At 59.7% G+C, this 26,200-nt stretch carries 28 protein-coding genes; 19 read left to right on the top strand and 9 right to left on the bottom strand.

The genetic code is table 11. The features are described from left to right. Positions 1-112 precede the first annotated feature (112 nt). The 6 genes from puuE to FHX05_RS05155 all read left to right on the top strand — a co-directional run bounded on the left by puuE (position 113) and on the right by FHX05_RS05155 (position 3,732). On the top strand, positions 113-1,036 hold the full coding sequence (gene puuE, locus FHX05_RS05180) for an allantoinase PuuE (RefSeq protein WP_183709352.1): 924 nt from the start codon (positions 113-115) through the stop codon (positions 1,034-1,036). A gap of 1 nt (position 1,037) precedes the next feature. Then, on the top strand, positions 1,038-1,535 hold the full coding sequence (gene uraD / locus FHX05_RS05175; protein ID WP_183870860.1) for a 2-oxo-4-hydroxy-4-carboxy-5-ureidoimidazoline decarboxylase: 498 nt from the start codon (positions 1,038-1,040) through the stop codon (positions 1,533-1,535). A gap of 229 nt (positions 1,536-1,764) precedes the next feature. Then, positions 1,765-2,127 carry a HepT-like ribonuclease domain-containing protein gene (locus FHX05_RS05170; protein WP_183709355.1) on the top strand — a complete coding sequence of 121 codons (363 nt, stop codon included), beginning with the start codon at positions 1,765-1,767 and terminating at the stop codon, positions 2,125-2,127. A 7-nt stretch (positions 2,128-2,134) separates the two neighbouring features. Then, positions 2,135-2,635, top strand: coding sequence for an ureidoglycolate lyase (locus FHX05_RS05165; protein ID WP_183709357.1), 501 nt, complete (start codon positions 2,135-2,137; stop codon positions 2,633-2,635). Next, entirely contained in the window at positions 2,632-2,988 is a 357-nt protein-coding gene (uraH, locus tag FHX05_RS05160) for a hydroxyisourate hydrolase (protein ID WP_183709359.1), read from the top strand. Before FHX05_RS05165 ends, uraH begins: the two co-directional genes overlap by 4 nt. A gap of 3 nt (positions 2,989-2,991) precedes the next feature. After that, a complete protein-coding gene (locus FHX05_RS05155; protein ID WP_183870859.1) occupies positions 2,992-3,732 on the top strand; it encodes a metallophosphoesterase family protein in 741 nt (246 codons plus the stop codon). Here the strand turns inward: FHX05_RS05155 and FHX05_RS05150 are convergent. From FHX05_RS05150 to puuD, 3 genes are read right to left on the bottom strand one after another with little or no spacing between them, the layout of a single operon-like run. Then, on the bottom strand, positions 3,729-4,868 hold the full coding sequence (locus FHX05_RS05150) for an alpha-hydroxy acid oxidase (protein ID WP_183870858.1): 1,140 nt from the start codon (positions 4,866-4,868) through the stop codon (positions 3,729-3,731). The genes FHX05_RS05155 and FHX05_RS05150 overlap by 4 nt on opposite strands. 47 nt (positions 4,869-4,915) lie before the next feature. Beyond that, the gene (gene guaD / locus FHX05_RS05145; protein ID WP_183870857.1) at positions 4,916-6,223 is read right to left on the bottom strand and encodes a guanine deaminase; all 1,308 of its coding nucleotides are present in this window, start codon (positions 6,221-6,223) and stop codon (positions 4,916-4,918) included. Then, complete coding sequence (gene puuD / locus FHX05_RS05140; protein WP_183870856.1) at positions 6,220-7,458, bottom strand: urate hydroxylase PuuD; 1,239 nt, start codon at positions 7,456-7,458, stop codon at positions 6,220-6,222. Before puuD ends, guaD begins: the two co-directional genes overlap by 4 nt. Before the next feature lie 217 nt (positions 7,459-7,675). On the opposite strand from puuD, the gene FHX05_RS05135 reads away from it, so the two are divergent. Further along, positions 7,676-8,011, top strand: a complete 336-nt coding sequence (locus FHX05_RS05135; protein WP_183870855.1) for a hypothetical protein — start codon at positions 7,676-7,678, stop codon at positions 8,009-8,011. A 3-nt stretch (positions 8,012-8,014) separates the two neighbouring features. Here the strand turns inward: FHX05_RS05135 and FHX05_RS05130 are convergent, their stop codons facing one another. After that, positions 8,015-8,911 carry a LysR substrate-binding domain-containing protein gene (locus tag FHX05_RS05130; protein ID WP_183870854.1) on the bottom strand — a complete coding sequence of 299 codons (897 nt, stop codon included), beginning with the start codon at positions 8,909-8,911 and terminating at the stop codon, positions 8,015-8,017. A 102-nt stretch (positions 8,912-9,013) separates the two neighbouring features. Here FHX05_RS05130 and FHX05_RS05125 point away from each other — a divergent pair, with 102 nt between their 5' ends. Beyond that, the gene (locus FHX05_RS05125) at positions 9,014-9,217 is read left to right on the top strand and encodes a hypothetical protein (protein WP_112604720.1); all 204 of its coding nucleotides are present in this window, start codon (positions 9,014-9,016) and stop codon (positions 9,215-9,217) included. 32 nt (positions 9,218-9,249) lie between these two features. On the opposite strand, the gene xdhB is transcribed toward FHX05_RS05125, so the two are convergent. The 3 genes from xdhB to FHX05_RS05110 form a co-directional block, all read right to left on the bottom strand. After that, a complete protein-coding gene (gene xdhB / locus FHX05_RS05120; RefSeq protein WP_183870853.1) occupies positions 9,250-11,589 on the bottom strand; it encodes a xanthine dehydrogenase molybdopterin binding subunit in 2,340 nt (779 codons plus the stop codon). 260 nt (positions 11,590-11,849) lie between these two features. Further along, the gene (gene xdhA / locus FHX05_RS05115) at positions 11,850-13,316 is read right to left on the bottom strand and encodes a xanthine dehydrogenase small subunit (protein WP_183870852.1); all 1,467 of its coding nucleotides are present in this window, start codon (positions 13,314-13,316) and stop codon (positions 11,850-11,852) included. 71 nt (positions 13,317-13,387) lie between these two features. After that, positions 13,388-14,164, bottom strand: a complete 777-nt coding sequence (locus FHX05_RS05110) for a 3-hydroxybutyrate dehydrogenase (RefSeq protein WP_183709371.1) — start codon at positions 14,162-14,164, stop codon at positions 13,388-13,390. A 222-nt stretch (positions 14,165-14,386) separates the two neighbouring features. Between FHX05_RS05110 and glpK the strand changes: the two genes are divergently transcribed. The 8 genes from glpK to map all read left to right on the top strand — a co-directional run bounded on the left by glpK (position 14,387) and on the right by map (position 21,147). Further along, positions 14,387-15,883: a glycerol kinase GlpK gene (glpK, locus tag FHX05_RS05105; protein WP_183709373.1), complete on the top strand. Its 1,497-nt coding sequence runs from the start codon at positions 14,387-14,389 to the stop codon at positions 15,881-15,883. 184 nt (positions 15,884-16,067) lie between these two features. Next, the gene (locus FHX05_RS05100) at positions 16,068-16,871 is read left to right on the top strand and encodes a membrane-anchored protein (RefSeq protein WP_112604735.1); all 804 of its coding nucleotides are present in this window, start codon (positions 16,068-16,070) and stop codon (positions 16,869-16,871) included. 153 nt (positions 16,872-17,024) lie between these two features. After that, on the top strand, positions 17,025-17,399 hold the full coding sequence (locus FHX05_RS05095) for a YciI family protein (RefSeq protein ID WP_015340707.1): 375 nt from the start codon (positions 17,025-17,027) through the stop codon (positions 17,397-17,399). Next, positions 17,396-18,652 carry an RNA polymerase sigma factor gene (locus tag FHX05_RS05090; RefSeq protein WP_183870851.1) on the top strand — a complete coding sequence of 419 codons (1,257 nt, stop codon included), beginning with the start codon at positions 17,396-17,398 and terminating at the stop codon, positions 18,650-18,652. Before FHX05_RS05095 ends, FHX05_RS05090 begins: the two co-directional genes overlap by 4 nt. A 99-nt stretch (positions 18,653-18,751) precedes the next feature. Beyond that, the gene (locus FHX05_RS05085; RefSeq protein WP_183870850.1) at positions 18,752-19,222 is read left to right on the top strand and encodes an SRPBCC family protein; all 471 of its coding nucleotides are present in this window, start codon (positions 18,752-18,754) and stop codon (positions 19,220-19,222) included. A 30-nt stretch (positions 19,223-19,252) separates the two neighbouring features. Continuing rightward, positions 19,253-19,681: a DoxX family protein gene (locus FHX05_RS05080; protein WP_183870849.1), complete on the top strand. Its 429-nt coding sequence runs from the start codon at positions 19,253-19,255 to the stop codon at positions 19,679-19,681. A 51-nt stretch (positions 19,682-19,732) separates the two neighbouring features. Beyond that, the gene (locus FHX05_RS05075) at positions 19,733-20,245 is read left to right on the top strand and encodes a GNAT family protein (protein WP_183870848.1); all 513 of its coding nucleotides are present in this window, start codon (positions 19,733-19,735) and stop codon (positions 20,243-20,245) included. Between the two features lie 149 nt (positions 20,246-20,394). Next, on the top strand, positions 20,395-21,147 hold the full coding sequence (gene map / locus FHX05_RS05070; RefSeq protein ID WP_183709381.1) for a type I methionyl aminopeptidase: 753 nt from the start codon (positions 20,395-20,397) through the stop codon (positions 21,145-21,147). A gap of 9 nt (positions 21,148-21,156) precedes the next feature. Here map and FHX05_RS05065 read toward each other — a convergent pair whose 3' ends face one another. Then, entirely contained in the window at positions 21,157-21,738 is a 582-nt protein-coding gene (locus FHX05_RS05065; protein ID WP_183870847.1) for a PadR family transcriptional regulator, read from the bottom strand. A gap of 427 nt (positions 21,739-22,165) precedes the next feature. On the opposite strand from FHX05_RS05065, the gene sbmA reads away from it, so the two are divergent. Then, complete coding sequence (gene sbmA, locus FHX05_RS05060) at positions 22,166-23,431, top strand: peptide antibiotic transporter SbmA (RefSeq protein WP_112411569.1); 1,266 nt, start codon at positions 22,166-22,168, stop codon at positions 23,429-23,431. 124 nt (positions 23,432-23,555) lie between these two features. Here sbmA and FHX05_RS05055 read toward each other — a convergent pair whose 3' ends face one another. Next, positions 23,556-24,536 (bottom strand): polysaccharide deacetylase, encoded by a 981-nt coding sequence (locus FHX05_RS05055; RefSeq protein ID WP_183870846.1) that lies wholly within the window; start codon positions 24,534-24,536, stop codon positions 23,556-23,558. A 179-nt stretch (positions 24,537-24,715) separates the two neighbouring features. Here FHX05_RS05055 and FHX05_RS05050 point away from each other — a divergent pair, with 179 nt between their 5' ends. Both FHX05_RS05050 and FHX05_RS05045 read left to right on the top strand, forming a co-directional pair. Then, positions 24,716-25,297: an NnrU family protein gene (locus FHX05_RS05050; RefSeq protein ID WP_183709388.1), complete on the top strand. Its 582-nt coding sequence runs from the start codon at positions 24,716-24,718 to the stop codon at positions 25,295-25,297. A gap of 211 nt (positions 25,298-25,508) precedes the next feature. After that, a complete protein-coding gene (locus FHX05_RS05045) occupies positions 25,509-26,192 on the top strand; it encodes a tetratricopeptide repeat protein (protein ID WP_183870845.1) in 684 nt (227 codons plus the stop codon). The last annotated feature ends 8 nt before the right edge of the window (positions 26,193-26,200 follow it).

The raw sequence follows: 26,200 nt of genomic DNA, 5'->3' as shown, positions 1-26,200 counted from the left end.
CGGATGGCGTTCACGCCAATACCCCGCTTTGAAGCGAAAGTGATTTTCCCACTTTCCGTCTCGACTTTCGCGGCGTGGATGCTACCGTTCCGCGATCAGAGAAGGTGCTTCAATGTCGGAAATCTATCCCCGTAATCTTATCGGCTACGGCCGCCACACGCCGGATCCGAAATGGCCTGGCGATGCCCGCATCGCGGTGCAGTTTGTGATCAATTATGAGGAGGGCGGGGAAAGCTGCATTCTCGACGGTGATCCTGGGTCGGAAAACCTGCTGTCCGAGATCGTTGGCGCGGCCTCCTGGCCGAACCAGCGCAATCTCAATATGGAATCGATCTACGAATATGGCTCGCGTGCCGGCTTCTGGCGGCTGTGGCGCATGTTCACCGAACTCAAGGTTCAGGCGACGGTCTATGGCGTGACGCTGGCCATGGCGCGCAATCCGGAAGCGGTTGCCGCGATGAAGGAAGCCGGCTGGGAAATCGCCAGCCACGGCTATCGCTGGCTGGAATACAAGGATTTCTCCGAGGATCTGGAGCGCAAGCACATTCTCGAAGCCGTACGGCTGCATACCGAACTCACCGGCGAGCGGCCCTACGGCATGTACCAGGGCAAGCCGTCCGACAATACGCTGCGGCTCGTCATGGAGGAGGGCGGTTTCCTCTATTCCTCCGATTCCTATGCCGACGATCTGCCCTTCTGGGTCGATGGTCTCAACGGCAAGCCGTTCCTGATCATCCCCTATACGCTTGAGACCAACGATATGCGCTTTGCGACGCCGCAGGGCTTCAATTCCGGTGACCAGTTCTTCACCTATCTCAAGGATGCCTTCGACACGCTCTATGAAGAGGGCAAGCATGGTAGCCCAAAGATGATGTCTATCGGCCTGCATTGCCGTCTCGTCGGCCGCCCCGGTCGCGCCGCGGCCCTGCGCCGATTCATCGAATATGTGCAGAAGCACGACAAGGTCTGGATCCCGAAGCGGATCGAGATCGCCAACCACTGGTATGAGAATCACCTTCCCGGGGGCGCGCGCTGATATGATCTCGCGGGACGATTTTGTCGGCCGCTTCGGCGGTGTCTTCGAACATTCGCCTTTCGTTGCCGAGCGCGCCTATGATGCCGGCGCCATAGTCGAGCCGCTGACCTCCGGCGGCGTGCACGCTGCGCTGATTCGGGCCTTCCGTGCCGCCAGCGAGGCGGAGCGACTTGGCGTGCTGCGGGCACACCCCGATCTCGCCGGCCGGCTGGCGATTGCCGGCCAGCTGACCGAGGATAGCCGCAAGGAGCAGGCCGGAGCCGGGCTCGACCGGCTGACCCCCGAGGAACACGCCCGGTTTGCCGAACTCAATGCTGCCTATGTGACGAAATTCGGCTTTCCGTTCATCATCGCGGTCAAGGGGCTCGGCAAGGACGATATTCTTGCCGCCTTCGAGACGCGTGTAGATAATAGCAGGGATGCGGAGTTTGCGACCGCAGCAGCTCAGGTCGAAAAGATCGCCTTGCTGCGTCTGCAATCCATGCTGCCTGAAGCCTGACGTATAGCCTCAGGGCTGCGTCCTTCCTGCGTCTGGCCCAGCGCGGGTTTTCCCATTGAGGTACGCGCTATTTTTCGATCTACTCATGGCTTAGTATCCGCTTGGCAGGATACTAAGCCATGGGGCCACGGAACGCATTGGACAGAGATAGAAGCGGATGGATGATTGGTGACGCCAAGAGGCGCGTCATCGCACCGGAATCGGGTATTGCTGGCGGAGGAAAGCCAGCATGAGCCTGGATCGACTGATTACCTACCTCGAACGCATGCAGGAGGCTGCATCCGAAACCGGCCATTTCCTTAGGGAAATCAATCAAGTGACATTCTCCAAGAATGTCGAGAAACAGCGCGCCGTCGGCATGAATCTTCTGCTGGTCGGTGAGGCTGCCACACGCATTGCCGAGGACTATCCGGAGTTTGTTGTTGACCATCCGGAGCTGCCTTGGCATGTGATGCAGGACTTCCGGAATCGGATTGCGCAAGGGTATGTCGACATCGAGTTGGCGGCCCTGTGGGATATCGCTCACAAATCTCTTCCGGAGTTGCTCCTGCAACTGGACTCCATTCGCCACTGGCGAGCGGAGGGCGAATAATCATTCAATGACACAGCATCTCGATATCAATCCTTTGACAAAGGCCGCATTCGCGCCGTTCGGCGATGTCATCGAGGCCGATCCAGCAACCATGCGGTACATCAATGGCGGCACGACAGAGCGTTTCCATGCTTTGTCCAGCGCCGAGGCTATCGGAGAGGGAGCGCGGGTTATCCTGAACCTCTTTCACGGCCAGCCGCGGGCTTTTCCCTTCTCGATCGACATGATGGAGCGCCATCCGTTCGGCAGCCAATGTTTCGTGCCGCTGAACGGCCGTCCGTTCCTCGTCGTCGTCGCAGAGGATGAGGGCGGCAAGCCCGGCAGGCCGAAGGTTTTCCTGGCGCGCGGCGACCAGGGCGTGAATTACCGGGTCAATGCCTGGCATTATCCGCTGATGGCACTCGACGAGCCAAGCGATTTCCTTATCGTGGATCGCGATGGGCCTGGAAACAATTTGGAAGAGTACTTCTTCGACACGCCCTTCATCATCGGAGCACCGACGCTATGACCGGACTGACCACCCATGTGCTCGATACCGCTCTCGGCAAGCCGGCCGAAGGCTTGGTGATAGATCTCTTCAGGATCGACGGCGATGCCCGCAGGCATTTGAAGACGGTTACGACCAACTCGGACGGTCGCGTGGATGGTGGTCCAATTCTCATCGGCGACAGCTTCGTTGCAGGCACTTACGAGCTGCTGTTTCGGGCCGGGGACTATCTGCGTGCCAGCGGCACCAAGTTGCCGGAGCCGGCTTTCCTTGATCTCGTGCCGATCCGCTTCGGCATCGCCGATACGACGGCGCATTATCATGTGCCGCTGCTGATCTCGCCCTACGGCTATTCCACCTATCGCGGGAGCTGAGACATGCGCTTTGCAGCTATTGCGGACATCCACGGCAATCATTTAGCGCTCGAGGCGGTGCTTGCGGATATCCGCAGACAGGGCATCACCAATATCGTCAATCTGGGCGATTGCTTCAGCGGCCCGCTTACCGCGGGCAAGACGGCGGACATGCTGCTGGAATTGAATGCGCCGACGGTGCGCGGCAATCACGACCGCTATCTGATCGAACTGGCGCCGGAGGCGATGCATGTTTCAGATCGGGCAGCGCATTCTGAATTGACGGAACGTCACCTTGAATGGCTGCGCGCCTTGCCGGTCAGCACAGTTTATCTGGATGAGGCTTATCTCTGCCACGCGACACCGGCTGATGACAATGTCTATTGGCTCGAATCCGTCTCTACGGACGGTCAGGTCTATCTGAAGCCTCTGGAAGAGATCGAGGCGCTGGCTGCCGGCATCGATCTTCCGCTCATCCTGTGCGGGCATACCCATATTCCGCGTGCCGTCAGGCTTTCCGATGGGCGCTTGATCGTCAATCCCGGCAGTGTCGGCTGCCCGGCCTATGACGATGATCTACCCTATTTTCATAAGGTGGAAGCCGGCCATCCCTTTGCTTCTTACGCCATTCTGGAAAAGACTGGTGATCATTGGCTGCCGGTCTTCCGGCAGGTCGCCTATGATCACATGGCGATGGCGAAGCTCGCGGCGCGGAACGGCCGCGAGGAGTGGGCGAGCGGTCTTGCGACGGGCTGGCTGCGTTAGAAATCAGCCAGAATCGACCGATCCACGGCCTTGATATCCCGCTTGCCACAGAGGGCCATGGAAATATCCAGCTCCTTGCGGATGATCTCGAGCGCGAGCGTCACCCCGTCCTTGCCCATGGCGCCGAGGCCATAGAGGAAGGGGCGGCCGATGAAGGTGCCCTTGGCGCCGAGTGCCACGGCTTTGAGCACATCCTGACCTGAGCGTATGCCGCCATCCATATGGACCTCGATCCTGTCGCCGACGGCATCGACGATCCGCGGCAGCATACTGATGGAGGAATGGGCGCCATCGAGCTGCCGACCGCCGTGATTGGAGACGATGATGGCGTCGGCGCCGGTATCGACGGCCGCTTTTGCATCCTCGACATCGAGAATGCCCTTGATGATCAGCGGGCCACCCCATTGCTCCTTGATCCAGGCGACATCGCTCCAGGAAAGCTTGGGGTCGAACTGCGAATGCGTCCAGTGCGACAGCGTCGTCATATCGGAAATATCCTTGGCATGGCCGATGATATTGCCGAAGGAGCGGCGCTTCGTCTTCAGCATGCCCATGCACCAACCCGGTCGCATCGCCATCTGCCAAAGGTTTTTCGCCGTCATTTTCGGTGGAGCCGACAATCCGTTACGGATATCGTTGTGGCGCTGGCCGAGGATCTGTAGGTCGGCGGTCAGCACCAGCGCCGAGCATTTTGCCGCCTTGGCGCGATGGATGAGATCGAGGACGAAATCGCGATCCTTCATCACGTAGAGCTGGAACCAGAAGGGCTGCTTCGTCACCGAGGCGATGTCCTCGATCGAGCAGATGCTCATGGTCGACAGTGTGAAGGGTATGCCGAATTCCTCGGCCGCGCGCGCGGCCAGAATCTCGCCATCGGCGTGCTGCATGCCGGTCATCCCTGTCGGCGCCAGCGCCACCGGCATCGAGGCCTTTTGGCCGACCATCGTGGTCGCCAGCGACCGGTCGGAAATGTCGACGAGGACGCGCTGGCGCAGCTTGATCTTGGCGAAATCCGCCTCGTTCGCCTCATAAGTCGACTCCGTCCACGAACCGGAATCGGCATATTGGAAGAACATTTTCGGCACGCGCCGCTGCGCGAGCGTCTTCAGTTCGGCGATGGTCAGCGGCGCGGTCATGGCTCTTTGCCTTCTGAATAGTTATACGGAGGTGGGTTCGGATTGCCTCATTGCAGGGTCGATTTCATCGGCTGTCCGGCGATATAGGTCTCGACGACGGCGCGGTCGTCACCCATGGTCTGCAACAGGAACAGTTCTTCGGTGAGGCTTTTCGTCACCTCCATCTTCAGCGCCATGGCCGGGGTTGCGGCTGCGTTGAGGACGATGAGATCGGCTTCGGTTCCGGAGTCGAGCGTGCCGATCTTATCGACGAGGGAGAGAGACTCGGCATTCCCACGGGTCATGTAATAAAAGCTCTCCAACGGGTTCAGCCGCTCGCCGAGCAGTTGCTGGATCTTGTAGGCCTCGTCCATGGTGCGCAGCATGGAGTAGCTGGAGCCGCCGCCGATATCGGTGGCGACACCGATGCGAACGGGTTTCTCTCGGCGAGCCAGCGCCTTCAGCGGGAAGAGGCCGGAACCGAGGAAGAGGTTTGAGGTCGGGCAATGCACGGCGACGGCACCGGCTTCGCTCATTGCGTCGGCTTCGCGCTCGGAAAGATGGATCGCATGGCCGAACAGGCTTTTCGGTCCAAGTAGACCGTAATGCGCGTAGATATCGGTGTAGTCGATCGCGTCCGGATAAAGCTCGCAGGTAAACTTGATCTCGTCGTGGTTCTCGGAAAGATGTGTCTGGATATGCAGATCCGGGAATTCGCGGGCGAGCGCGGCCGTTGCCTCCATCTGCGCCGGCGTGGAGGTGATGGCGAAGCGTGGGGTGATGGCGACATGGTTGCGGCCCTTGCCGTGCCAGTCAGCGATCACCTGGCGGGTCTCGTCGTAGCCCATTTCGGGCGTATCGAGCAGGCCCTGCGGGGCATGGCGATCCATCATCACCTTGCCGCCCACCATGCGCATGTTGCGGCGCATGGCTTCGGCAAAATAGGCGTCGGCGGAGGTCTTGTGCACAGAGCAGTAGGCGACGGCCGTTGTTGTGCCGTGGCGGATCATCTCGTCATAGAAATGCGTGGCGATACGCTCCGCATGCGCACTTTCCACGAAGCGACATTCCTCGGGGAATGTATAGGTGTTCAGCCATTCCAGAAGGTTGGCGGCGTAGGAGGCGATCACCTGCATCTGTGGGAAATGTAGGTGCATGTCGATGACGCCCGGCAGGATCAGATGCGGCCGATGGTCGATTTCGGTTGCACCTTCCGGCGCCTGCGCCTTGATTTCGGCATAGCGGCCCGTCGCGACGATCAGGCCGTTTTCGATCAGCAGCCCGCCATCGCTTTCATAAGCGTAGCTGTCGGTATCATCAAGGCTTTGCGGCAGGCGCTTGAAGGAAAGCAGGCGGCCGCGCAGAAGGGTGGTCATTGGCTCTTTTCTCCGATGGAGCTTTCGAACCAGGCGACCAGCAGCTTGCGTTCCTCCGGCGTGACGTCGGTGACGTTGCCGGGCGGCATGGCATGGCTGCGGGCGGCCTGGATATAGATCTCCCGGGCATGCATAGCGATTTCCGCGTCATTTTCCAGCGTTACGCCCTTCGGCGGGCGGACAATCCCCTCATAGACGGGTTCGGCCGCATGGCACATGGAACAGCGCGTCGAGACCATCTGCTTGACCGCTGGGAAATGGGCGTCGGAGGCGAATTGCTGGAAGGCGGGAGCGACTGCGTTCGCTTCCTTCTCGCCAGTCAGCACCCTCGGAACGGTCGAGAGCCACATGATGACGATGAAAAGAATTATCGTGACGATCCAGGTCCAGGTCGGGCGGCCTTTGCGCGCATGCGTGGTGTTGAACCAGTGACGGATGGTGACGCCCATCAGGAACACCAGCGCTGCGATTATCCAGTTGAACTGCGTGCCGAAGGCCAGCGGATAGTGGTTCGACAACATGAAGAAGATGACGGGCAGCGTCAGGTAGTTGTTGTGGAGTGAGCGCTGCTTGGCGATGCGGCCATATTTCGGGTCCGGCGTGCGGCCGGCGATGAGGTCGGCGACGACGATCTTCTGGTTGGGGATGATGATCATGAAGACGTTGGCAGACATGATCGTCGCGGTAAAAGCACCGAGATGCAGGAAGGCGGCGCGGCCGGTGAAGAGATGCGTATAGCCCCAGGCCATGAAGACTAGGACGGCATAAAGCACGATCATCAGCCCCCAGGTGTTGTTGCCGAGCGGCGACTTACACAGCAGGTCGTAGATGATCCAGCCGATGGCGAGCGACGCCAGCGAAATCAGGATCGCGACGGGAACGCTGACATCGAGCACGTGGCGATCGATGAGGAAGAGGTTGGCGCCGCCGTAATAGACGATGCACAGCATCAGGAAGCCGGATAGCCAGGTAAAATAGCTCTCATATTTGAACCAGGTCAGGTGCTCCGGCATCTGCGCGGGAGCCACGAGATATTTCTGGATGTGATAGAAACCGCCGCCGTGAACCTGCCATTCCTCGCCATAGGCGCCGGGCGGAAGATGCGGGCGCTTCACCAGTCCGAGATCGAGCGCGATGAAGTAGAAGGACGAACCGATCCAGGCAATGGCGGTTATGACGTGGAACCAGCGGGCAGCAAAGGCCAGCCATTCCCACGCTATGGCGTATTCATACATTCAGTTCCCCTTTTTTCTTCCTCCGACTCGATACCTTGCAGAATGTTGAGAGCGGATGGAAGAGGGGTGTTTGATGTGCCGGTAAAAAGCAGCAGTCTTGTCTAGCGTCCGGGGCGCATTAGATCAGATTATGGCAGTTATTTAATAGAATGCCCTTGGCTGCTTGGAGCGGGCCGTGTCCGCGGCAGCCGTCTATTTTTTCGACGGAGAATTGCCCATGCGTGGTATTCTGGCGTTCGTATTTTTTCTTCTCTCAGCAACCTTTGCTCTGGCGCACGATGCGCCCTCCGGCTGGTCCTACGACCCTTATTGCTGCAATGGCGACAGCAAGACGGGCGATTGCGAGATGATTCCGTCGCGCACCGTCACCATCGTGCCCGGCGGCTATCGAGTGACGCTCAATCCTGGCGACCATCGCTATGTAACGCACGCGCATATCTTCAATCTGCCGCAGGGTAAGACGATGCGCTCCCCGGACGGAGCCTATCATCTCTGTCTGTTTCCGGACGAGAACACCCCGCGTTGCTTTTATGCGCCCGACATGGATTACTGAGCGCTATTCCAGCGGCATGCCGAATTCGCAGAGGAGCCAATCCCTGAAGGCGCGGATTCGCGGCGTATGACGCCTGTTTTCCGGATAGGCGATCCAGTAGTCCGTATTGTCGGACGAAAGAATATCAAAGGGTTGGATCAGCCGGCCGGAAGCGAGATCATCCGCATAGAATTCCGGGGTCAGGATGGCGACGCCCTGACCGGCCAATGCCGCGCTCGCCTCGAAGGACTGGGCGCCGAGCCTGCTGCGCGGCCGGCCCTGAAGGCCAGGGTCTGGAACACCGGCTTCCTGAAACCATTGAGCCCACCATGGGTCGCCTGCGTCGATGATGCGGAGCTTCAGGAGATCGGCCGGTTCGTGTATGCCGCCGATCGTCTCCGCAAGCGCCGGGCTTAGCATCGGCGTAAAATAAACCTTCATCAGCAGGTGCGCACGTAGTCCCGGCCATTGACCACGCCCGTGGCGGATGGCGATATCGGAGGGCTCCCGGGCGAAGTCGATGATCGAGCCGGAGGTATCCAACCGGACCGCGATATTGGGATGCTTGAGCTGAAACGAGCCGACATGACGAGCCAGCCATTGCGAGGCGAAGGTGGGTGTCGAATGAATGCGCAGCGTCGTCTCGGCATCGCCACTGATCGAGGCCATGGCCTCCTGTAGCAGGGCAAAGGCTTCAGCCACTTTCGGCGCGAGCTGCTCTCCCGCTTCGGTCAACAGGATCTGCCGCGGGCGGCGCAGGAATAGCGGCTCGCCCAAAGTCTCTTCCAGCAGCTTGATCTGATAGCTGACCGCCGTCTGTGTCATGCCAAGCTCTTCGCCGGCCCGCGTGAAACTGCCGTGCCGGGCGGCGGCCTCAAAGACGCGGAGCGCATTCAGCGGAAAGCGCATGGACAATTTCATGGATAAGTTCTCTTTATGTATGCAGACGATAGTTCGATTGGAATTTCAGCATTTTTCGCGCCAGACTGCAATTCATATCGTTGATCTGACTGAGGTATCGTCATGGATTGCTATGTCGTGGAACAGGTGGAAACCGCAAGGCCAAGCATTCTGGCTCGTCTTCTGGAATCGGTGACGCAGGCCTTTGTCAGCCACGCGGAGCCGTCGCCGCATCTCGATCTTGATGAGATGTCGGACCGCCTGAAGCGGGACCTTGGATTTCTTGATGGGCGGGAGCCGCGTTATGAAGACTGCCGACTGTTGTAGGGGGTAGGGAGTGAAAGCCCAGAGAAGGACAATCACATCCCCTTCAGCCGCTCGACCGCCATGAGCACCCGTTCCGGTGTCGCCGGCGCATCGAGGCGCGGGCAGATGCGATAATCCGCGACGCTGGCGACCGCCATCGATAGTGCCTCCAGCACCGAGATCGGCAGCATGAAAGGTGGCTCGCCCACGGCCTTCGAGCGGCCGATGGTGGCCTCGGTATTTTCGGACCATTCCGCCAGCCGCACATTGAAAATCTTCGGACGGTCGGAAGCGAGCGGAATCTTGTAGGTGGACGGCGCGTGCGTGCGCAGCCGGCCCTTCGCATCCCACCAGAGCTCCTCCGTCGTCAGCCAGCCCATGCCCTGCACGAAGGCACCTTCGACCTGGCCGATATCGATCGCGGGGTTGAGGGAGCGACCGACGTCATGAAGGACATCGGCGCGGTCGATCAGGTATTCGCCCGTCAACGTATCGATCGACACTTCCGAGCAGGCGGCGCCATAGGAGAAATAATAGAAGGGCGTGCCGCGGCCGGCCTTGCGATCCCAATGGATCTTCGGCGTCTTGTAGAAGCCGGCAGCCGAGAGCTGGACGCGGGCGAAATAGGCCTGCTTGACGAAATCGGGGAAGGGGATTTCGTCTTCGCCGACACGCACGCGGTTTGGCAGAAACTGTACCTCCTCGGCACCGACACCCCATTTTTCGGCCGCAAAGGCGACGAGCCTTTCCTTGATCTGCCGGGCAGCGTCATAGGCTGCCATGCCATTCAGGTCGGAGCCGGAGGAGGCCGCTGTCGCCGATGTATTCGGCACCTTGCCTGTAGTCGTCGCGGTGATCTTCACGCGGTCGATATCGACCTGGAAACTATCGGCCAGAACCTGCGCCACCTTCACATAGAGGCCCTGGCCCATTTCGGTGCCGCCATGGTTCAGGTGGATCGAGCCATCCTGATAGATATGCACCAGCGCGCCTGCCTGGTTGAAGGCGGTCATGGTGAAGGAGATGCCGAATTTCACCGGCGTCAGCGCGATGCCCTTGCGGATGAAGCGGCTGGAACGGTTGAATTCGATGATCTCCTTGCGCCGTGCCTGATAGTCGGAACTCTGTTCGAGCTCGTCGACGACGCGGTTGATGATATTGTCGGTGACTTCCTGGTGATAGGGGGTCAGCGTTCGGCCCGAGCCCGGCTGGCCGTAGAAATTGGCGCGGCGGATTTCGAGCGGATCCTTACCGAGCGCATAGGCGATCTCCTCGATCATGCGCTCGCCGCCGACCATCCCTTGCGGGCCGCCGAAGCCGCGGAAAGCGGTGTTGGAGACGGTATGCGTCTTCAGTGGTTTCGAAACCAGATGCACATGCGGATAGAAATAGCTGGAATCCGCATGGAACAGCGCGCGGTCGGTGACCGGGCCGGAAAGGTCGGAGGAGAAGCCGCAGCGTGCGGCATAGGTGGCGTCGACGGCGTGGATGCGGCCCTCGTCATCGAAGCCGACTTCGTAGTCCACGAGAAAGTCGTGCCGCTTGCCGGTGGCGCTCATGTCCTCGTCGCGATCGGGCCGGAATTTAACGGCACGCCCGAGCTTCTTGGCGGCGAGGGCTGCGAGCGCCGCAAACTGATTGCCCTGCGTTTCCTTGCCGCCGAAGCCGCCACCCATGCGGCGCACATTGACGGTCACAGCATTGGACGGGATGTTCAGGACATGGCCGACGATGTGCTGGATTTCGCTCGGATGCTGCGTCGACGACCAGACGGCAACCTCATCGTCCTCGCCGGGGATCGCCATGGCGATATGGCTTTCGAGATAGAAGTGCTCCTGACCGCCGATGCGCATCTGCGCCTTGATCCGATGCTTGGAATTCGCCATCTCGGTTTCGGGCTCGCCGCGCTTCAGGGTCATCGGCTCGTAGACGAGCGGTGCGCCATTGGCGAGCGCGCCATCGATATCGCTCCAATGCGGCAGGTCGCGATAATCGATCTTGGCAAGGCGCGCGGCACGCCGGGCGGCATCGCGGGTCTCGGCGATGACAGCGAAGATCGGCTGTCCGTGGAATTCGACCTTGGTCTCGGCGAGCAGCGGCTCATCATGCATACCGTTGGAGCTGGTGTCGTTGACGCCGGGAATATCGGCCCCCGTGAAGACCCAGACGACACCGGGATAGGCTTTGACGGCCGAGAGATCGATGCCGGCGATCTCGGCATGAGCACGGTCGGAAAGGCCGAGCGCGCCATGCAGCAGCCCGGCGGGTTCGGGAATATCGTCGATATAATCGGCGGCTCCGGTGACGTGCTTGTGCGCGGAGTCATGGCGTAGCGAGCCATGCATCGAGCCGTTGATGACAACCTTGCGCTCTTCGAAGGTGGATTTGTCCATGCTTCAAGCCTCCAGGGTTCCCCTTCTCCCCAGTGGGGAGAAGGTGGCCGACAGGCCGGATGAGGGGGATGCATCGCGAAGCGATGCGTGTCCTGAGACTGGATAAAAGGAAGCATGCTCTTTGCCGTGTAACCCCCTCATCCGCCCTTCGGGCACCTTCTCCCCGAGGGGAGAAGGGGGAAGGAAGCGGCTGCCGTCATCCGGCGAAAAGTGCCGTGCCGTGCCTGAGAAATACGGTCGGATAAACCCGAAATCCGTCATCATGCCAGCACCTCGAAGCGTCTCAATTCCTGCGGCGCGCCTGATGTCTCAAGATAGAAGCGGATGAGAAGATTTTTGGCAGTCAGCTGGCGATACTCGGCCGAGGCGCGCCAGTCGGTGAGCGGCGTGTAATCGGCGTCGAAGGCGTTGCGTGCGGCCATGACGGTTGCTTCCGTCCACGGCTTGCCGATCAATTCCGCCTCGACGGTGCGAGCGCGCTTCGGCGTACCGGCCATGCCGCCGAAGGCGATGCTGATATCTGCGACATTACCGGCTGAATCCAGTGACAGATGGAAGGCGCCGCAGGCGGCCGAAATATCCTCGTCACGGCGCTTGGAGATCTTGTAGACGGCGAAATGCGCATCCTTGGCCGGATAGGGCACGAAGATGCTCTCGACGAATTCGCCGGGATTGCGGTCCTGCTTGCCGTAATCGATGAAAAAATCTTCGAGCGGCAGGTTGCGCGTGCCTGCCGTCGAACGCAGCCTAACCGTTGCGCCAAGGGCGATCAGCGGCGGGGGTGTGTCGCCGATCGGCGAGCCGTTGGCGATATTGCCGCCGATCGTGCCCATGTTGCGCACCTGCTCGCCGCCGATACGGTTGATGAGGTTGGCAAAAGCGGGGATCTTTTCGGCGATAACAGCAAAGGCGCGGCTGTAGGTGACGCCGGCGCCGATGGTCAGGCCTGCATCTTCAAGGGTAATTTTCTGCAGATCGGTCAGATGGTTGATGAAGACGACCGGGTTCAGCCGGCGCATCTGCTTGGTGACCCAGAGGCCGACATCGGTCGACCCGGCAACGACGGTCGCGGTCGGCTCGTCGGCAAGCACCTGCGCCAGTGCCGATACTGAACCGGGCACGATGAGACGATCCTCGCCCTCGGAAATCTCGATGGTATCGCCACCCTGCATTGCCCAGAGGCGGGCGATGATATCGGCCCTGGTCTTTTCGAGCGGATCGAAGAGCGCGCTCGGCCGCTTCTGGCTCACCTGTTCGGCGGCCTTGACGATCGGCTCATACCCCGTGCAACGACAGAGATTGCCCTGCAGCGACTTTTCGATCTGCGCCCGGCTCGGCTTTTCCGTCGTCAGCCAGAGGCCATAGAGCGACATAACGAAGCCCGGCGTGCAGAAACCGCATTGCGAGCCGTGGCAATCGACCAGCGCCTGCTGCACTGGGTGAAGCGTGCCATTTTGAGCTGCAAGATGCTCGACGGTGACGACATGGGTCGCATGCAGCGAGCCGACGAAACGGATGCAGGCATTGACGGATTCATAGTACAGCCCGCCATCGATCAGCCGTCCCACAAGCACCGTGCAGGCGCCGCAATCGCCCTCCGCGCATCCTTCCTTCGTTCCCGTCAGCCGCCGGTTGAGACGCAGGAAGTCGAGCAGCGTCTCGGTGGGGCGCAGGCTGGATAGAATGATATCCTCGCCGTTGAGGATAAAGCGGATGCTGTCGCTCATGTCGTTCCCGTTTATTGTCCATTTTGCGGGGCCGGAGGCGCTCACGCGAATCCGGCCCTAACCGTCAATGGTTATTCCGCGGTCCAGCCACCGTCAATCGAGACATGCGTGCCGGTCACCTGGCGCGCCTCGTCGCTCGCAAGGTAGAGCGACAGGGCACCGATTTCCTCGGCCTTGACGAACTCATGCGTGGGCTGGGCCTTGAGGATGACTTCGTTCTTGACCTGCTCCTCGGTCATCCCGCGTGCCTTGGCCGTGTCCGGGATCTGCTTTTCCACAAGCGGGGTCAGGACGTAGCCAGGGCAAATGGCGTTCACCGTCACGCCGAATTCGGCAAGCTCGAGCGCCGCCGTTTTGGTCAGGCCTAATATACCATGTTTGGCCGCGACGTAGGCGGCTTTGAAGGGCGAGGCGACCAAGCCATGCGCCGAGGCGATGTTGATGATGCGCCCGTATTTCTTCGCTTTCATCAGCGGAATGGCGGCGCGGATGGTGTGGAAGGAGCTGGAGAGATTGATCGCGATGATCTGATCCCATTTCTCGATCGGGAAATCCTCGATTTTCTCGACATGCTGAATGCCGGCATTGTTGACGAGGACATCGACGCTGCCGAAGGTGGAGTTGGCAGTCGCGATCAGATCGGCGATCTCGGCGGGCTTCGTCATGTCAGCCGGATGATAGATCACCTTGCCGCCGCCGGAAGCTTCGAGCTTCGCCTTGATCGCATCGATTTCCTCGGGCTTTCCGAAGCCGTTGATGACGACGTTATCGCCCTTGGCGGCGAAGGCGGCCGCGATGGCGAGGCCGATACCGCTTGTGGAACCGGTGACGACAACTGTTCTTGCCATGATCTTCTCCTTGGACAGCGCAGCTTCCTGCTGCAGTGCAAAACCGTTTCAGCCTAGTCCCAAACCCGCGGATATGGCAATCGTAATGCTGCCAGCCCTTTGGCCACGATGCCGTGAACCGGAAAGTGTAGCCTTCAGCGAAAAAATTTCGTTTTGCTTTCTTTTCACATTCGTTTTGCTCGCGTATCTGTTGCTTCGGGATGCAACAGGCGGGAGGAATGCATGAGCGGTTATGTCTTGGCGATCGATCAGGGAACGACGTCGACGCGGGCTATCGTTTTCGACGGCAAGATGAAGGTTGCCGGTGTCGGGCAGAAAGAATTCACCCAGCATTATCCGAAGCCCGGCTGGGTCGAGCACGATCCGGAAGAAATCTGGTCGTCCGTTCTCGTCACCGTCCGCAAGGCTATCGAAGCCGCCGGCATCACCGCTAAGGATATTGCTGCCCTCGGCATCACCAATCAGCGCGAGACCGTCGTCGTATGGGATCGCGAGACCGGCAAGCCAATCCATAATGCCATCGTGTGGCAGGATCGCCGCACGGCGGGTTATTGCGAAAAGCTCAAGCGCCAGGACCTAGAAAAGCTATTCACTCGCCGCACGGGCCTGCTGCTCGACCCTTATTTCTCCGGCACCAAACTGTCCTGGCTGCTCACCAACGTGAAGAGTGCGCGTGCCCGCGCTGCCAAGGGCGAGCTTTGCTTCGGCACCGTCGATACATTCCTGATCTGGCGTCTGACTGGCGGCAGGAGCTTCGTCACCGACGCCACCAATGCCTCGCGGACGCTGATGTATAATATCGGCGCGAACGAATGGGACGAGGAGCTGCTCGATATCCTGCGCGTTCCCGCTGCCATGCTGCCTGAGGTCAAGGATTGTGCCGCCGATTTCGGCGTCACGGAGGTCACGCATTTCGGCGCTGAAATCCCAATCCTCGGCGTTGCCGGCGATCAGCAGGCGGCGACGATCGGCCAGGCTTGCTTCGAACGCGGCATGATGAAATCCACCTATGGCACCGGCTGCTTCGCGTTGCTCAACACCGGCGCGGACATGGTGCGCTCGAAGAATCGCCTTTTGACCACCATCGCCTATCGGCTGAATGGCGAGACGACCTATGCCCTCGAAGGCTCGATCTTCATTGCTGGCGCTGCGGTACAGTGGCTGCGCGATGGGCTGAAGGCCATCCAGCGCGCTTCGGATTCCGGCGAACTGGCGGCCAAAGCCGATCCGCTGCAGGAGGTCTATCTGGTGCCGGCCTTTACCGGCCTCGGCGCACCGCATTGGGACCCGGATGCGCGCGGCGCGATCTTCGGGCTGACGCGCAATACCGGACCTGAGGAAATCGTCCGAGCGGCGCTGGAGGCCGTCTGCTATCAGTCGCGCGATCTCCTGGATGCCATGCATAGGGATTGGCGCAACGGCAACGGGGAAGGGACAGTATTGCGCGTCGACGGGGGCATGGTCGCCTCCGACTGGACCATGCAGCGGCTTGCCGATCTGCTGGACGCACCGGTCGATCGCCCGACGATCCTCGAGACGACCGCGCTGGGCGCCGCCTGGCTTGCTGGCAGCCGCGCCGGCGTCTGGCCGGATCGCGCCGGTTTCGCCAAGGCCTGGGCACGCGACAAGCGCTTCGAGCCTGATATGGACGCCAAGACCCGAAATGCGAAGCTCAAAGGCTGGAAGAACGCGGTCTCGCGCACCTTGAGTACACGGTAGAGGTGATCGGTACTCATCGACTGCTCACCCCAGGTTATGCCGTGTAAGATTTCTTTATTTTGCTTATATAAGTGCGCGCAGCGATACTCGTCTTGTTCGTGGCTCGGGGAAGATTGCGGGCCACGTTTCGCCGGACCGCGCCTTTTAAGGGCGGACGCCTTCTCGAGAGACGATAAAGCGAATAATGGCTGCTCAATTTTCTGAACTGAAAAAACATTACTATCGGCAGATCAAATATCATCTGACCCGGCCGAAGCCGCCGATGCTCGCCGAGCGGTTCGATGGGCCTGTTCTGGTGGTCGGCTCGGCGCCGGTTTCGAACAAGCCGGTGGATTTCGATGAAAGCTTCAAGGTTATCACCATCAACGGTTCGCAGATGGTGACGAAGGCCTGGGGGATCGAGGCGCCCGACGTGACGCTCGTCCAGTTCAACCAGATCGAAGGCACGAACACCAATGCCGTCGAGGTGCGCCGCGTTTTGAACGGCGAACGGACCAAGATGCTCTACGTCCTGCTCTGGCGGAAGGAGCGCGAGCGGCTGGAAGAGGGGTTGCGGAAGTTCAATTACAGCTACGACAAGCTGGAGATCGTCGATCGCTACAAGCGCATGGCGCTGCTCGACCGCGTCGGCGGGGTGAAATGCAGCGAGCTCGGTGCGGACGACAAATGCTCGAACGGTATAAATGCCGTGCTCTTCGCGATCTATAACGGCGCGACCGAAGTCATCATCACCGGCATCAATCCCGATTCCGGCGGGCACGTCTATAATCAGGAAAATCTGGCGCGGCTGCATGTGCGCAAGGACCGAGAGGTTCTCGAGCGGCTTCTCGAGCGCGGCTATCCGGTATTTACAAGCGACCCAGCCGTGTCGCAATCGATCGGTCTACCTTTATGGAAGGGCAAAACGGGGGCCGGCCGGACGGTGGAAGCCGATGCCCAGGGCAAGCGGCCGGCACCGCTAACGGCTGCGGCCGTCATCAATTCTTGAGATAAGGGCTCGCCAACGGTCAATCTGCGGCTGACGCTGCGCTTGCCGGGCGATCCGGTGCGGAAACTCCTGACGCCCTCTTCCATATTTTTTTGACGTAGCCTGTCGGTGCAGGTGATATTCCTTCGTCTTTAAAGGGAGAAGGGAATCTCAATGCTTTACGCGATCCTATGCTACAACGACGAAGACACCGTGTTTGCCTGGTCTAAGGAACAGGAAGACGCGACAATGGCACGGTTGATTGCCGTGCAGGAGCCGCTGGCAAAGGCTGGCAAGCTAGGGCCCGTGGCACGGCTGATGCCGACGACGGCAGCAACGACCCTGCGCAAGGGCAAGAACGAGCCGATCGTGATCGACGGTCCCTTCGCTGAAACGAAGGAGCAGTTGCTCGGTTTCTACGTGGTCGATTTCGAAACCCTCGACGAAGCCATCGGTTTTTCGAAGGAGCTTGCCGCGGCCAATCCCGGCGTCGGCTCCTATGAAATCCGTCCGCTTTACGTCTTCCGGCCGGGAGCTGTTGCAACATGACCGACATTGCCTGGATCGATATCGCGCTTACCAATGCCCGGCCACAGGTGATGGGTGCGCTCTTGCGCTATTTCCGCAATCTCGATACCGCCGAGGAGGCCTTTCAGGAGGCCTGCCTCAGGGCCTTGAAGACCTGGCCCGATAAGGGACCGCCGCGCGATCCCGTCGCCTGGCTGATTTTCGTCGGCCGCAATAGCGGTATCGATACCGTGCGAAAGCAGGCCAAATTGCAGAGCCTGCCGGATGAGGAGACGATCTCCGATACGAGCGATGCCGAAAGCGATCTTGCCGAGCGGCTCGATGGCTCCGGATATCGCGATGATATTTTGCGATTGCTCTTCATCTGCTGCCATCCGGATCTGCCGGCAACGCAACAGATCGCGTTGGCGTTGCGCATCGTTTCCGGCCTTTCGGTGCAGCAGATTGCCCGCGCCTTCCTCGTCAGCGAAAGCGCGATGGAGCAGCGCATTACAAGGGCTAAGGCGCGCGTCGCCGCAGCAGGTGTTCCTTTTGAGACGCCGGGCGCGGTGGAGCGGAGCGAAAGGCTGACGCTCGTCAGCGCCATGATCTACCTCATCTACAACGAAGGCTATTCGGCCGGAGGGACGCATCGCGAGGCGGCCGCCTTCGCCGACGAGGCGATCCGGCTTGGCCGGCTGCTGTTGCGGATCTTTCCCTCCGAGCCGGAAACTATGGCGCTGCTGGCGCTGATGCTCCTGCAGCAATCGCGCAAGGCGGCGCGGTTCGATGCCAATGGACAGATCATCCTTCTGGAAGATCAGGATCGCTCGCTCTGGGATCGCACGTCAATTGATGAGGCGCTGGCCCTCCTCGACAAGGCGATCCGCCATCGCCGGCCCGGCCCCTATCAGGTTCAGGCGGCAATCGCAGCGCTGCATTGCCGGGCAAAGCGGGCTGAGGATACGGACTGGGAAGAGATCGACCTTCTCTACCAGATGCTGGAGCGGCTGACGCCTTCTCCCGTCGTCACGCTCAATCGGTCGGTTGCGCTCTCGAAGCTCAATGGGCCGGAGGCCGCCTTGGCGCTTATTGCAACGCTGGAAGCACAGCTCGATAGCTATTTCTACTTTCATGGCGTCAGGGGTGGCCTGCTTGCACAACTGGGCCGCTCGCAGGAGGCACACGTCGCCTTCGACAGGGCGATCGCGCTCGCCCGTTCGCCCGCTGAAGCAGCTCATATTCGTTATCAGCTCGATCGTCTGAGCGCGGATGCTTTTGCGGCTGCAAAATAATCAAAAAATTTGCGTCTGTGCTGTCGGGAAACGGCAGTCTCGAACGTCATTAAGGTATAGGCCGAACAGGCCGCGTCAAACAGCAGGGAGAAACAAGATATGACTGAGCAGCACCAGCGCCACGAGCTTTCCCTGACCCGCGTCATCGATGCGCCGCGCGAGAAGATTTTCCGTTGTTGGACCGAAGTGGAGCTTCTGAAGCAATGGTTTGCGCCGCTGCCATGGACAGTGTCGGCCGCCAGCGTAGACGTTCGAGCCGGGGGTTCAAGCTCGATTACCATGCGCAGCCCCGAGGGGGAGGATTATCCGGGCAACGGCGTTTATCTGGAAGTCGTTCCGAATGAGCGGATCGTCTTCACCGACGCCTTCGCCAGCGCCTGGGTGCCGTCGACCAAGCCTTTCATGGTGGTGACGATCCAACTCGACGATCTCGTTGGCGGCAAGACCCGTTACACCGCGACTGTCCTGCATTGGTCGGCTGAAGATCGCGAAGCGCATGAGAAGATGGGCTTCCATCAGGGATGGGGCCAGTGCGCCGAGCAGCTCGCGGCACTGGCAGCCAGAATCTGAATTTCCGATTCAATTCCGGGGGATACGACGATGTCTTATGCAGTCGATTCATCTTTGCCTTCGGTTACGCGGGCTCAGCGCGTGGCGGGCACGATCCTTAGCGGACTGGTCATTGCCTTCCTGCTGTTCGATGGCGTGATCAAGCTCGTTCCGCTGCCGGTGGTGACGGAGACGATGGCGGGGCTTGGTTATTCGGCCGATCCGGCGCTCGCCCGGCTGCTTGGCGTCATCACGCTCGGTTGCGCCATTCTCTATGCGATCCCGAGAACGTCGGTCCTCGGCGCAATCCTGCTGACAGGTCTGCTCGGTGGGGCGATTGCGGCGCATCTGAGGGTCGGCAGTCCGATCTTCTCGCATCTGCTGTTCGGTGTTTATCTCGGCGTGATCGCCTGGGGCGGACTTTATCTTCGCTATGAAGCGGTTCGGAAAATGATTCCGCTCTTTCAGCGAAGCTTTTGATTTCGGATTCGATTTGCTAAGGCTCGCTTCCGAACAAGGACGGAGCGAGCTATGCTGCAATTGATCATCGCGCCTGTCAGGCAATCGGATGCGGACGAGCTGATCGCCGCCAATATCGCCAGCCGCGCCCATCATGTGCCCTGGGCCTATCCATTCCTCGATCGCGAGGGTTTCGACGCATGGTTCGGCCAGACGGTGACAGGCCCGAATATAGGTCTCGTAGCACGCGATCCGGGCTCCGGCGGGATTGTCGGCGTCGTCAATATCAGCCAGATGGTGTGGGGCGGCTTCCGCAGCGCCTTTCTCGGCTATCATGGCATGGTCGGATTTGCTGGCCAGGGCTTCATGACGGAGGCGGTTCGGCTGGCGGTCGCCCACGCCTTCGACGCGGTCGGTCTGCATCGGCTGGAGGCCAATATCCAGCCGGGCAATCATCCCTCGATCGCGCTGGTCAAGCGGCTGGGTTTCCGCAAGGAAGGGTTCTCGCCGAAATATCTGAAGATCGGCGGCGTTTGGTGCGACCACGAGCGCTGGGCATTGCTGTCGGACGACCCGCGCTCTTGAGCTCTTTCGGAATCGGAAAGTCGCGCTATCTGGCAGAAAGCCTGAGAACGCCTCAGAAAAACGTTGACTGCCGGGAGGGAAGGGGCGAAAGCCACCTTGAGCCTCTCGCCGAACCGCTGCTGAGAGAGCGGGAGTGCCGGAAGCCGTAGATGATCGTTTCGACCGAAGAAGAACTGACCAAGCTCAAGGATATCGGGCGCATCTGCGCCAACGCGCTGCAGGCCATGGCCTCGGCCCTGGAGCCGGGCATCACCACGCTGGAGCTGGACGCGATCGGCCGCAAGGTGCTGGAGGATGCCGGCGCGCAATCGGCGCCGGAACTGGTCTACAAGTTCCCCGGCGCGACCTGTATCAGCGTCAACGAGGAAGTGGCGCATGGCATTCCGGGGCCACGCGTGATCAAGGCGGGGGATCTGGTCAATCTCGATGTATCGGCCGAGAAGGATGGCTTCTTCTCCGATACCGGCGCATCCTTTACCGTACCGCCCGTCAAGCCGAAGATCGAGCGCTTGTGCCGCGACGGCAAGCGGGCACTCTGGGTCGGCCTCAACCAGGTGAAAAGCGGTGCGCCGCTTGCGAAGATCGGGCAGGCCGTCGGCGCCTTCGCCCAGAAGAACCGCTATACTTTGATCGCCAATCTCGCGAGCCACGGCATCGGTCGCTCGCTGCACGAAGAGCCCGCCGAGGTTTCCACCTGGGCGGACCCTTCCGAGAGCCGGATCATTGAGGATGGGCTTGTCTTTACCGTCGAACCGTTTCTTTCACTCGGCGCGATCTGGGCAGAGGGCGGCGATGATGCCTGGACACTCTACGCCGATCCGCAGGCGCCCACGGTTCAGTACGAGCACACGATCATTGCCACCCGCAACGGACCTGTCATTCTGACATTGCCGGACAAGTGAGGTTCCGACTTAGTCGTCGGCCTGTGTCTTGTCGTTTTTCGTTTCGCCGCGGATAATGTCAGCGGCGGCGCGCTCGAGGATTGCCGCGATGCGGGCGCCTTCGGCCTTGCTCCAGGGGAACTTTGAGCGAAGTGCGGAACGCAGCAGGTGGCGAGCGCGATGAACGTCGCCGCTGCCATGGCGATCGAACGGATTGTCGCGACCGTCCTCATCCCCCCCGTCGAAGACCTCGCGAACGCGGGCCATTTTCTCGCCGATGGCGGTGAGCTTGGCGAGGGTCACCTCGACCAGATCACGATTGTCGTCGACACGCTTCTGGCCGCTTTCGGTGATACGGTAAAGCTTCTTCGTGCCGCTGACCTCGACTTCGGCCTGGCCCGTCTCCTCGAGATAGGTTAGCGCCGGATAGATGACGCCGGGGCTCGGAACATAGAAGCCGCCGGAACGCTCCTCGAAGATCTTGATCAGTTCATAACCGTGGCGGGGCTGCTCGGAGAGCAAAGCAAGGATGATGAGCTGCAGGTCGGCCGCATCGAACTTGCGGCCGGTGCGAAACCCGCCGCCGAACATGCCGCCCTTGAAGCCTCTCATGAAGTCTCTCCTATGCTCGCCGCGTGCTTCACGGCCTCGGCCATGTCGTAGGATATATGCCTCGACGATGTCAAAGCCATCTCCGAACATGCGATCTCTGAAACCTCTCATATCGTTTCTCCTTGTGAAGTGTGAGAGTTTATATCGTTAGTCATGTCGTAAGATATATATCGTAAGATAGCATTCTGCAAGAGGCGGGTTGCGGATGAGATGGGCTGGAGGAGAAAGTGTGACCGTATGGGGGAAGGAGTTCATCCCATCGGTGAAATTTCGTTGCTGAACAACTGCATCACGATCATGGGATAAGCGATTACATCTACGTAAGAATAGGCTTCTGGCGGTTGCCGCTCCCGGCGAACTGTCCTAGGCTTTGCATCAATAAACGCCACGGCGGTTCGACAATCCAATCAAGAAAGCTGCGCTTCTCGTGTTTCTGTCATTCTTTCCCAAGCCAAAACCCTTCTTCATCTCCGCCGCTCTCTGGTCACTTGCCGCTATACTTCTTTGGTATTTCGGCGGAGAGAAAGCGGGCGCCTATATCGGCCTGCCCCCCTTGGCGGACGGGCAGGATGCGCCGGTGGGCGTTTCGATTTTTTGGTCGGCACCCTTCATCTGGTTTTACATCTATTACATCGCAGCCGTTGCCCTGTTCGCGCTCTTCTGGTTCCGCTTCAGCCCGCATCCGTGGCAATATTGGTCGGTGCTCGGCACGGCGCTGATCATCTTCAACACCTACTTCTCGGTACAAGTCAGCGTCGCCGTCAACGCATGGTACGGACCTTTTTACAATCTGGTTCAAAAGGCACTGACAACCGTCGGCTCCGTATCCAGTTCTGAATTTTACATGAACATGCTCGTTTTTGCGGGCATTGCTTTCGTGGCCATCACTGTCGGCGTGTTTAACCTGTTTTTTGTGAGCCACTGGGTGTTTCGTTGGCGTACGGCAATGAACGATTATTACATGGCAAACTGGCAGAAGCTGCGACATGTAGAAGGTGCTTCACAGCGCGTGCAGGAAGATACGATGCGGTTTTCCCAAACGGTCGAATCCCTCGGCGTGAGCTTCATCGGCTCTATTATGACGTTGATTGCATTTCTGCCGGTGCTCTTCCGTCTCGGCGCCAACATCACGGACCTTCCGCTTATCGGCAACATTCCGCATGCGCTCGTCTGGGCCGCGATCTTCTGGTCGATTTTCGGAACAGTCTTCCTGGCGGCGGTTGGTATCAAGCTGCCTGGCCTACAATTCATCAACCAGCGCGTAGAGGCCTCCTACCGCAAGGAACTCGTTTATGGTGAAGACCACGACGACCGCGCCACTCCGCCGACGGTCGCGGAACTCTTTGCCAATGTGCGACGCAACTATTTCCGCATCTACTTCCACTATACCTATTTCAACGTTGCCCGTATCTTCTATTCGCAGGCCGACAATATCTTCAGCTTCGTCGTCCTGGTTCCTTCGATCGTTGCCGGCAAGCTGACGCTCGGCTTGATGACGCAGATCACCAACGTTTTTGACCAGGTGCGTGGTTCGTTCCAATATCTTGTAACTTCATGGACTACGATCATCGAACTGTTGTCGATCTACAAGCGCTTGCGGGCTTTCGAGGCGGCGATCTACGACGAACCTTTGCCATCGATTGATCAGCGCTACCTGGAGCGCGAGCCGGGGGTCGTTCACGTCGATGGTTGATAAAAAGAGGCTCCGAAAATGGGGCCTTTTTCAACGGGAGGAGGCGGGTTTTGGGCTCCAGAGATAAGAGAAGGATCTCCCTTTGCCGCACCGCCGGCCTTTCGCTCCGGCTTCACCCGACCGCTCAGCCCTGCTGTGGCTTGCCGCGCGCCGCAATCAATGGAATTGCCTCGGAATAGCTGACGCAGGCGACATCCTGTTTGTGGCAGACATCGCTAACGAAACGGTCGAGGGCGCGCCAATAGGCGCCGTCATTCATTTCGACGAAATGGAAGCCGAGCTGCAGCGGAATGCGCTCGCCGTCATATTGCTTGGCGAAGGCAGCTTCGAAGGCATCGAAGGTGCGGTCCTCATAGGTCTTGGCGTTGGCCTTGTCCTCGACGCCCTTAGAATGGCGGACATAGAGATTGTAGTCCATGCCGATGACCGGGCGCTGCTGGGGGCCTTCTGGGATCAATGGCAGCCCGAAGCGATAGATACCGTCGATCACCTGCGGCAGGGCAGGGCCTTTGGTGACCAGGCTTGCATCATACTGAAAGCCCATCTCTTTTTCCGCCGGCACGAGACCGTCGCTGGTGGAAAGATAGGGTGCGCGAAATCCCTTGACGTCATTCGTGGCGAAGTCTTCCCAGCCCTGGGGCTCCTTGTCGGCGAGGCCGACATTCTTCCAGGCGTCGCGAAGCGCAATGCGGGCATTCATGAACTCCTGTTTCCAGTCGGAGGCACTCCAGCCCTTACCGTCAAAATGGCCGCAGGCGTGACTTGAGATGTCGTGACCTTCCTGGTGTGCGCTCCAGATGTTGGCGATGCGCGTGCGCACATCGTCCTCGCTCTTGGCAAAGCCGACATTCGATTTACCCGGCCGCTGTTTCGGCCCCTGGTAGGCCTTGGCCTGCGCCTTGTTCATCAGGAAGGTGCAGGAGAGAAAATAGGTGAAATGTGCGCCGTTGCGCGAGGCGATCTCGCGGCTCCTGGTCCAAAGCGCATTGTCATGGGCGCCATCGAAAGAGATCATGACGAGTTGCTTGGGCTTGCCATCGGCCAGGGCGGCTGCGGGCAACCCTAAGGAAATGGCGAGGGAGAGACAGGTAGCTAAGCGAAACATGGGCACCGAACACTGATTGGATCGAGCACGGCTTACGAGGGATCATCCGGCGATATCGGGTGGCGTGCTCCGGGTCGCTTCCTTCCTTTCGCGCAAATGCGGCGAAGCTGCGGTGATGCTGGCATTTTTTTACGGCAGCCGATAAGGATGTGACTACAAGACCATAAAGGATTTCATCCATGGCATTGCTCATTCTCGGCATTGTTCTTTTTCTCGGCCTCCATCTGATCCGCGTCGTGACACCCGGCCTGCGGACGTCATTGATTGCCAGCCTTGGCGAAGGCGGCTGGAAGGGTGCCTATTCGATCGCGAGCGTCATAGCTCTGGTCGTCCTGATTTACGGCTTCGGTCAGGCGCGCGACATGACGCCGGTCTGGTCGCCGCCGTTCTGGATGAGCCACATCACCATCCTGTTGATGCTGTTCGCTCTCATCTGTCTTGTCGCCTCGCTGCTGCCGGCGGGGCATATCGCGGTCAGGACCAAGCATCCGATGGTGCTTTCGGTGAAGATCTGGGCGCTGGCGCATCTTCTCTCCAATGGCGACGGTGCTGCCATATTGCTCTTTGCTGCCTTCCTGGCTTGGGGCGTGATCCTGCGTATTTCGTTCAAACGGCGCGAGCGGGCCGGCGAAATCACCGTGCGCCCCTTCGTCTCGGCGAAATATGATCTTTATGCGATCGTTATCGGTGCTGTCGTCTGGGCCTTGATCATTTGGAAGCTTCATGCGTGGATTATCGGGGTTTCGCCGCTCGTTATATGACGATTTCCACCATTCCCCCTTACATAAGCCGCAAAATGGAGTAGAAGGCCCCACTAGAGCCGGATGATTTTAGGTCCGATAGACCTAAAATCTGAATCCGCTCTAGCATCATGGAATTAGAGCATGATGTCGTCCGAAAACCGCTCACACTTTTCGGCATCATGCTCTAACCCCTAAGCTTTGAACTATTTGGCCTGGGCCGGAGACAAGAATGGCATTCAATGACGATAGCTTCATCCGTGAGGTGAACGAGGAACTGCGCTCGGACCAGTTGCGGTTCATATGGCGCCGTTTCGGCAAGCTCATCATCGGTGCTGCGGTGCTCGTCGTTCTCGGTACCGCAGCCTACAGCGGCTATCGCTATTGGGCCGGCAATCAGGCTGGCAGCGGCGGTGATCAGTTCATTGCCGCGCTGACGCTGGCCGATCAGAACAAGACGGATGAGGCGCTCGCCGCATTCGCCGCCATCGAAAAGAACGGCCCTGGTTCCTATCCGGTGCTGGCGCGCCTGCGCGCCGCGACACTGCAAGTGCAGAAGGGTGACAAGGCCGCGGCCATCACCACCTTCTCGGCGATCGGCAAGCAGACGGACCTTCCCGTCGTTATCCGCGATGCGGCGCGCCTGCGGGCTGCCTATCTGCTCGTCGATACCGGCACCTATGACCAGGTCGCCGCCGAAGCGCAGGAGCTTGCCGTCCCGGCTGATGCCTTCCGGCATTCGGCGCGCGATGTTCTCGGCCTTGCTGCCTATAAGGCCGGCGATTTCGCCAAGGCGCGGCAATGGTTCCAGGCAATCGTCGACGATCCGCAGAGCCCGCGCAACGTTGCCAACCGTGCCCAGATGCTGCTCGATCTCATCACTGCATCCGGCAAGGCTCCGGTCGCAAAAGGCTGAAGGATCGC

Origin of the sequence: Rhizobium sp. BK491 (genome assembly GCF_014194925.1) — a bacterium.
In the GTDB taxonomy this organism is placed as follows: domain Bacteria; phylum Pseudomonadota; class Alphaproteobacteria; order Rhizobiales; family Rhizobiaceae; genus Rhizobium.
The sequence above is the reverse complement of the archived record's forward strand: the minus strand, read 5'-3'. Positions and strand labels throughout refer to the sequence as shown.

Bases quoted from the DNA above. Each gene is read 5' to 3' on its own strand.
- puuE (WP_183709352.1), top strand. From the start codon at position 113: ATGTCGGAAATCTATCCCCGTAATCTTATCGGCTACGGCCGCCACACG.
- uraD (WP_183870860.1), top strand. From the start codon at position 1,038: ATGATCTCGCGGGACGATTTTGTCGGCCGCTTCGGCGGTGTCTTCGAA.
- FHX05_RS05170 (WP_183709355.1), top strand. From the start codon at position 1,765: ATGAGCCTGGATCGACTGATTACCTACCTCGAACGCATGCAGGAGGCT.
- FHX05_RS05165 (WP_183709357.1), top strand. From the start codon at position 2,135: ATGACACAGCATCTCGATATCAATCCTTTGACAAAGGCCGCATTCGCG.
- uraH (WP_183709359.1), top strand. From the start codon at position 2,632: ATGACCGGACTGACCACCCATGTGCTCGATACCGCTCTCGGCAAGCCG.
- FHX05_RS05155 (WP_183870859.1), top strand. From the start codon at position 2,992: ATGCGCTTTGCAGCTATTGCGGACATCCACGGCAATCATTTAGCGCTC.
- FHX05_RS05150 (WP_183870858.1), bottom strand. From the start codon at position 4,868: ATGACCGCGCCGCTGACCATCGCCGAACTGAAGACGCTCGCGCAGCGG.
- guaD (WP_183870857.1), bottom strand. From the start codon at position 6,223: ATGACCACCCTTCTGCGCGGCCGCCTGCTTTCCTTCAAGCGCCTGCCG.
- puuD (WP_183870856.1), bottom strand. From the start codon at position 7,458: ATGTATGAATACGCCATAGCGTGGGAATGGCTGGCCTTTGCTGCCCGC.
- FHX05_RS05135 (WP_183870855.1), top strand. From the start codon at position 7,676: ATGCGTGGTATTCTGGCGTTCGTATTTTTTCTTCTCTCAGCAACCTTT.
- FHX05_RS05130 (WP_183870854.1), bottom strand. From the start codon at position 8,911: ATGAAATTGTCCATGCGCTTTCCGCTGAATGCGCTCCGCGTCTTTGAG.
- FHX05_RS05125 (WP_112604720.1), top strand. From the start codon at position 9,014: ATGGATTGCTATGTCGTGGAACAGGTGGAAACCGCAAGGCCAAGCATT.
- xdhB (WP_183870853.1), bottom strand. From the start codon at position 11,589: ATGGACAAATCCACCTTCGAAGAGCGCAAGGTTGTCATCAACGGCTCG.
- xdhA (WP_183870852.1), bottom strand. From the start codon at position 13,316: ATGAGCGACAGCATCCGCTTTATCCTCAACGGCGAGGATATCATTCTA.
- FHX05_RS05110 (WP_183709371.1), bottom strand. From the start codon at position 14,164: ATGGCAAGAACAGTTGTCGTCACCGGTTCCACAAGCGGTATCGGCCTC.
- glpK (WP_183709373.1), top strand. From the start codon at position 14,387: ATGAGCGGTTATGTCTTGGCGATCGATCAGGGAACGACGTCGACGCGG.
- FHX05_RS05100 (WP_112604735.1), top strand. From the start codon at position 16,068: ATGGCTGCTCAATTTTCTGAACTGAAAAAACATTACTATCGGCAGATC.
- FHX05_RS05095 (WP_015340707.1), top strand. From the start codon at position 17,025: ATGCTTTACGCGATCCTATGCTACAACGACGAAGACACCGTGTTTGCC.
- FHX05_RS05090 (WP_183870851.1), top strand. From the start codon at position 17,396: ATGACCGACATTGCCTGGATCGATATCGCGCTTACCAATGCCCGGCCA.
- FHX05_RS05085 (WP_183870850.1), top strand. From the start codon at position 18,752: ATGACTGAGCAGCACCAGCGCCACGAGCTTTCCCTGACCCGCGTCATC.
- FHX05_RS05080 (WP_183870849.1), top strand. From the start codon at position 19,253: ATGTCTTATGCAGTCGATTCATCTTTGCCTTCGGTTACGCGGGCTCAG.
- FHX05_RS05075 (WP_183870848.1), top strand. From the start codon at position 19,733: ATGCTGCAATTGATCATCGCGCCTGTCAGGCAATCGGATGCGGACGAG.
- map (WP_183709381.1), top strand. From the start codon at position 20,395: ATGATCGTTTCGACCGAAGAAGAACTGACCAAGCTCAAGGATATCGGG.
- FHX05_RS05065 (WP_183870847.1), bottom strand. From the start codon at position 21,738: ATGAGAGGCTTCAAGGGCGGCATGTTCGGCGGCGGGTTTCGCACCGGC.
- FHX05_RS05055 (WP_183870846.1), bottom strand. From the start codon at position 24,536: ATGTTTCGCTTAGCTACCTGTCTCTCCCTCGCCATTTCCTTAGGGTTG.
- FHX05_RS05050 (WP_183709388.1), top strand. From the start codon at position 24,716: ATGGCATTGCTCATTCTCGGCATTGTTCTTTTTCTCGGCCTCCATCTG.
- FHX05_RS05045 (WP_183870845.1), top strand. From the start codon at position 25,509: ATGGCATTCAATGACGATAGCTTCATCCGTGAGGTGAACGAGGAACTG.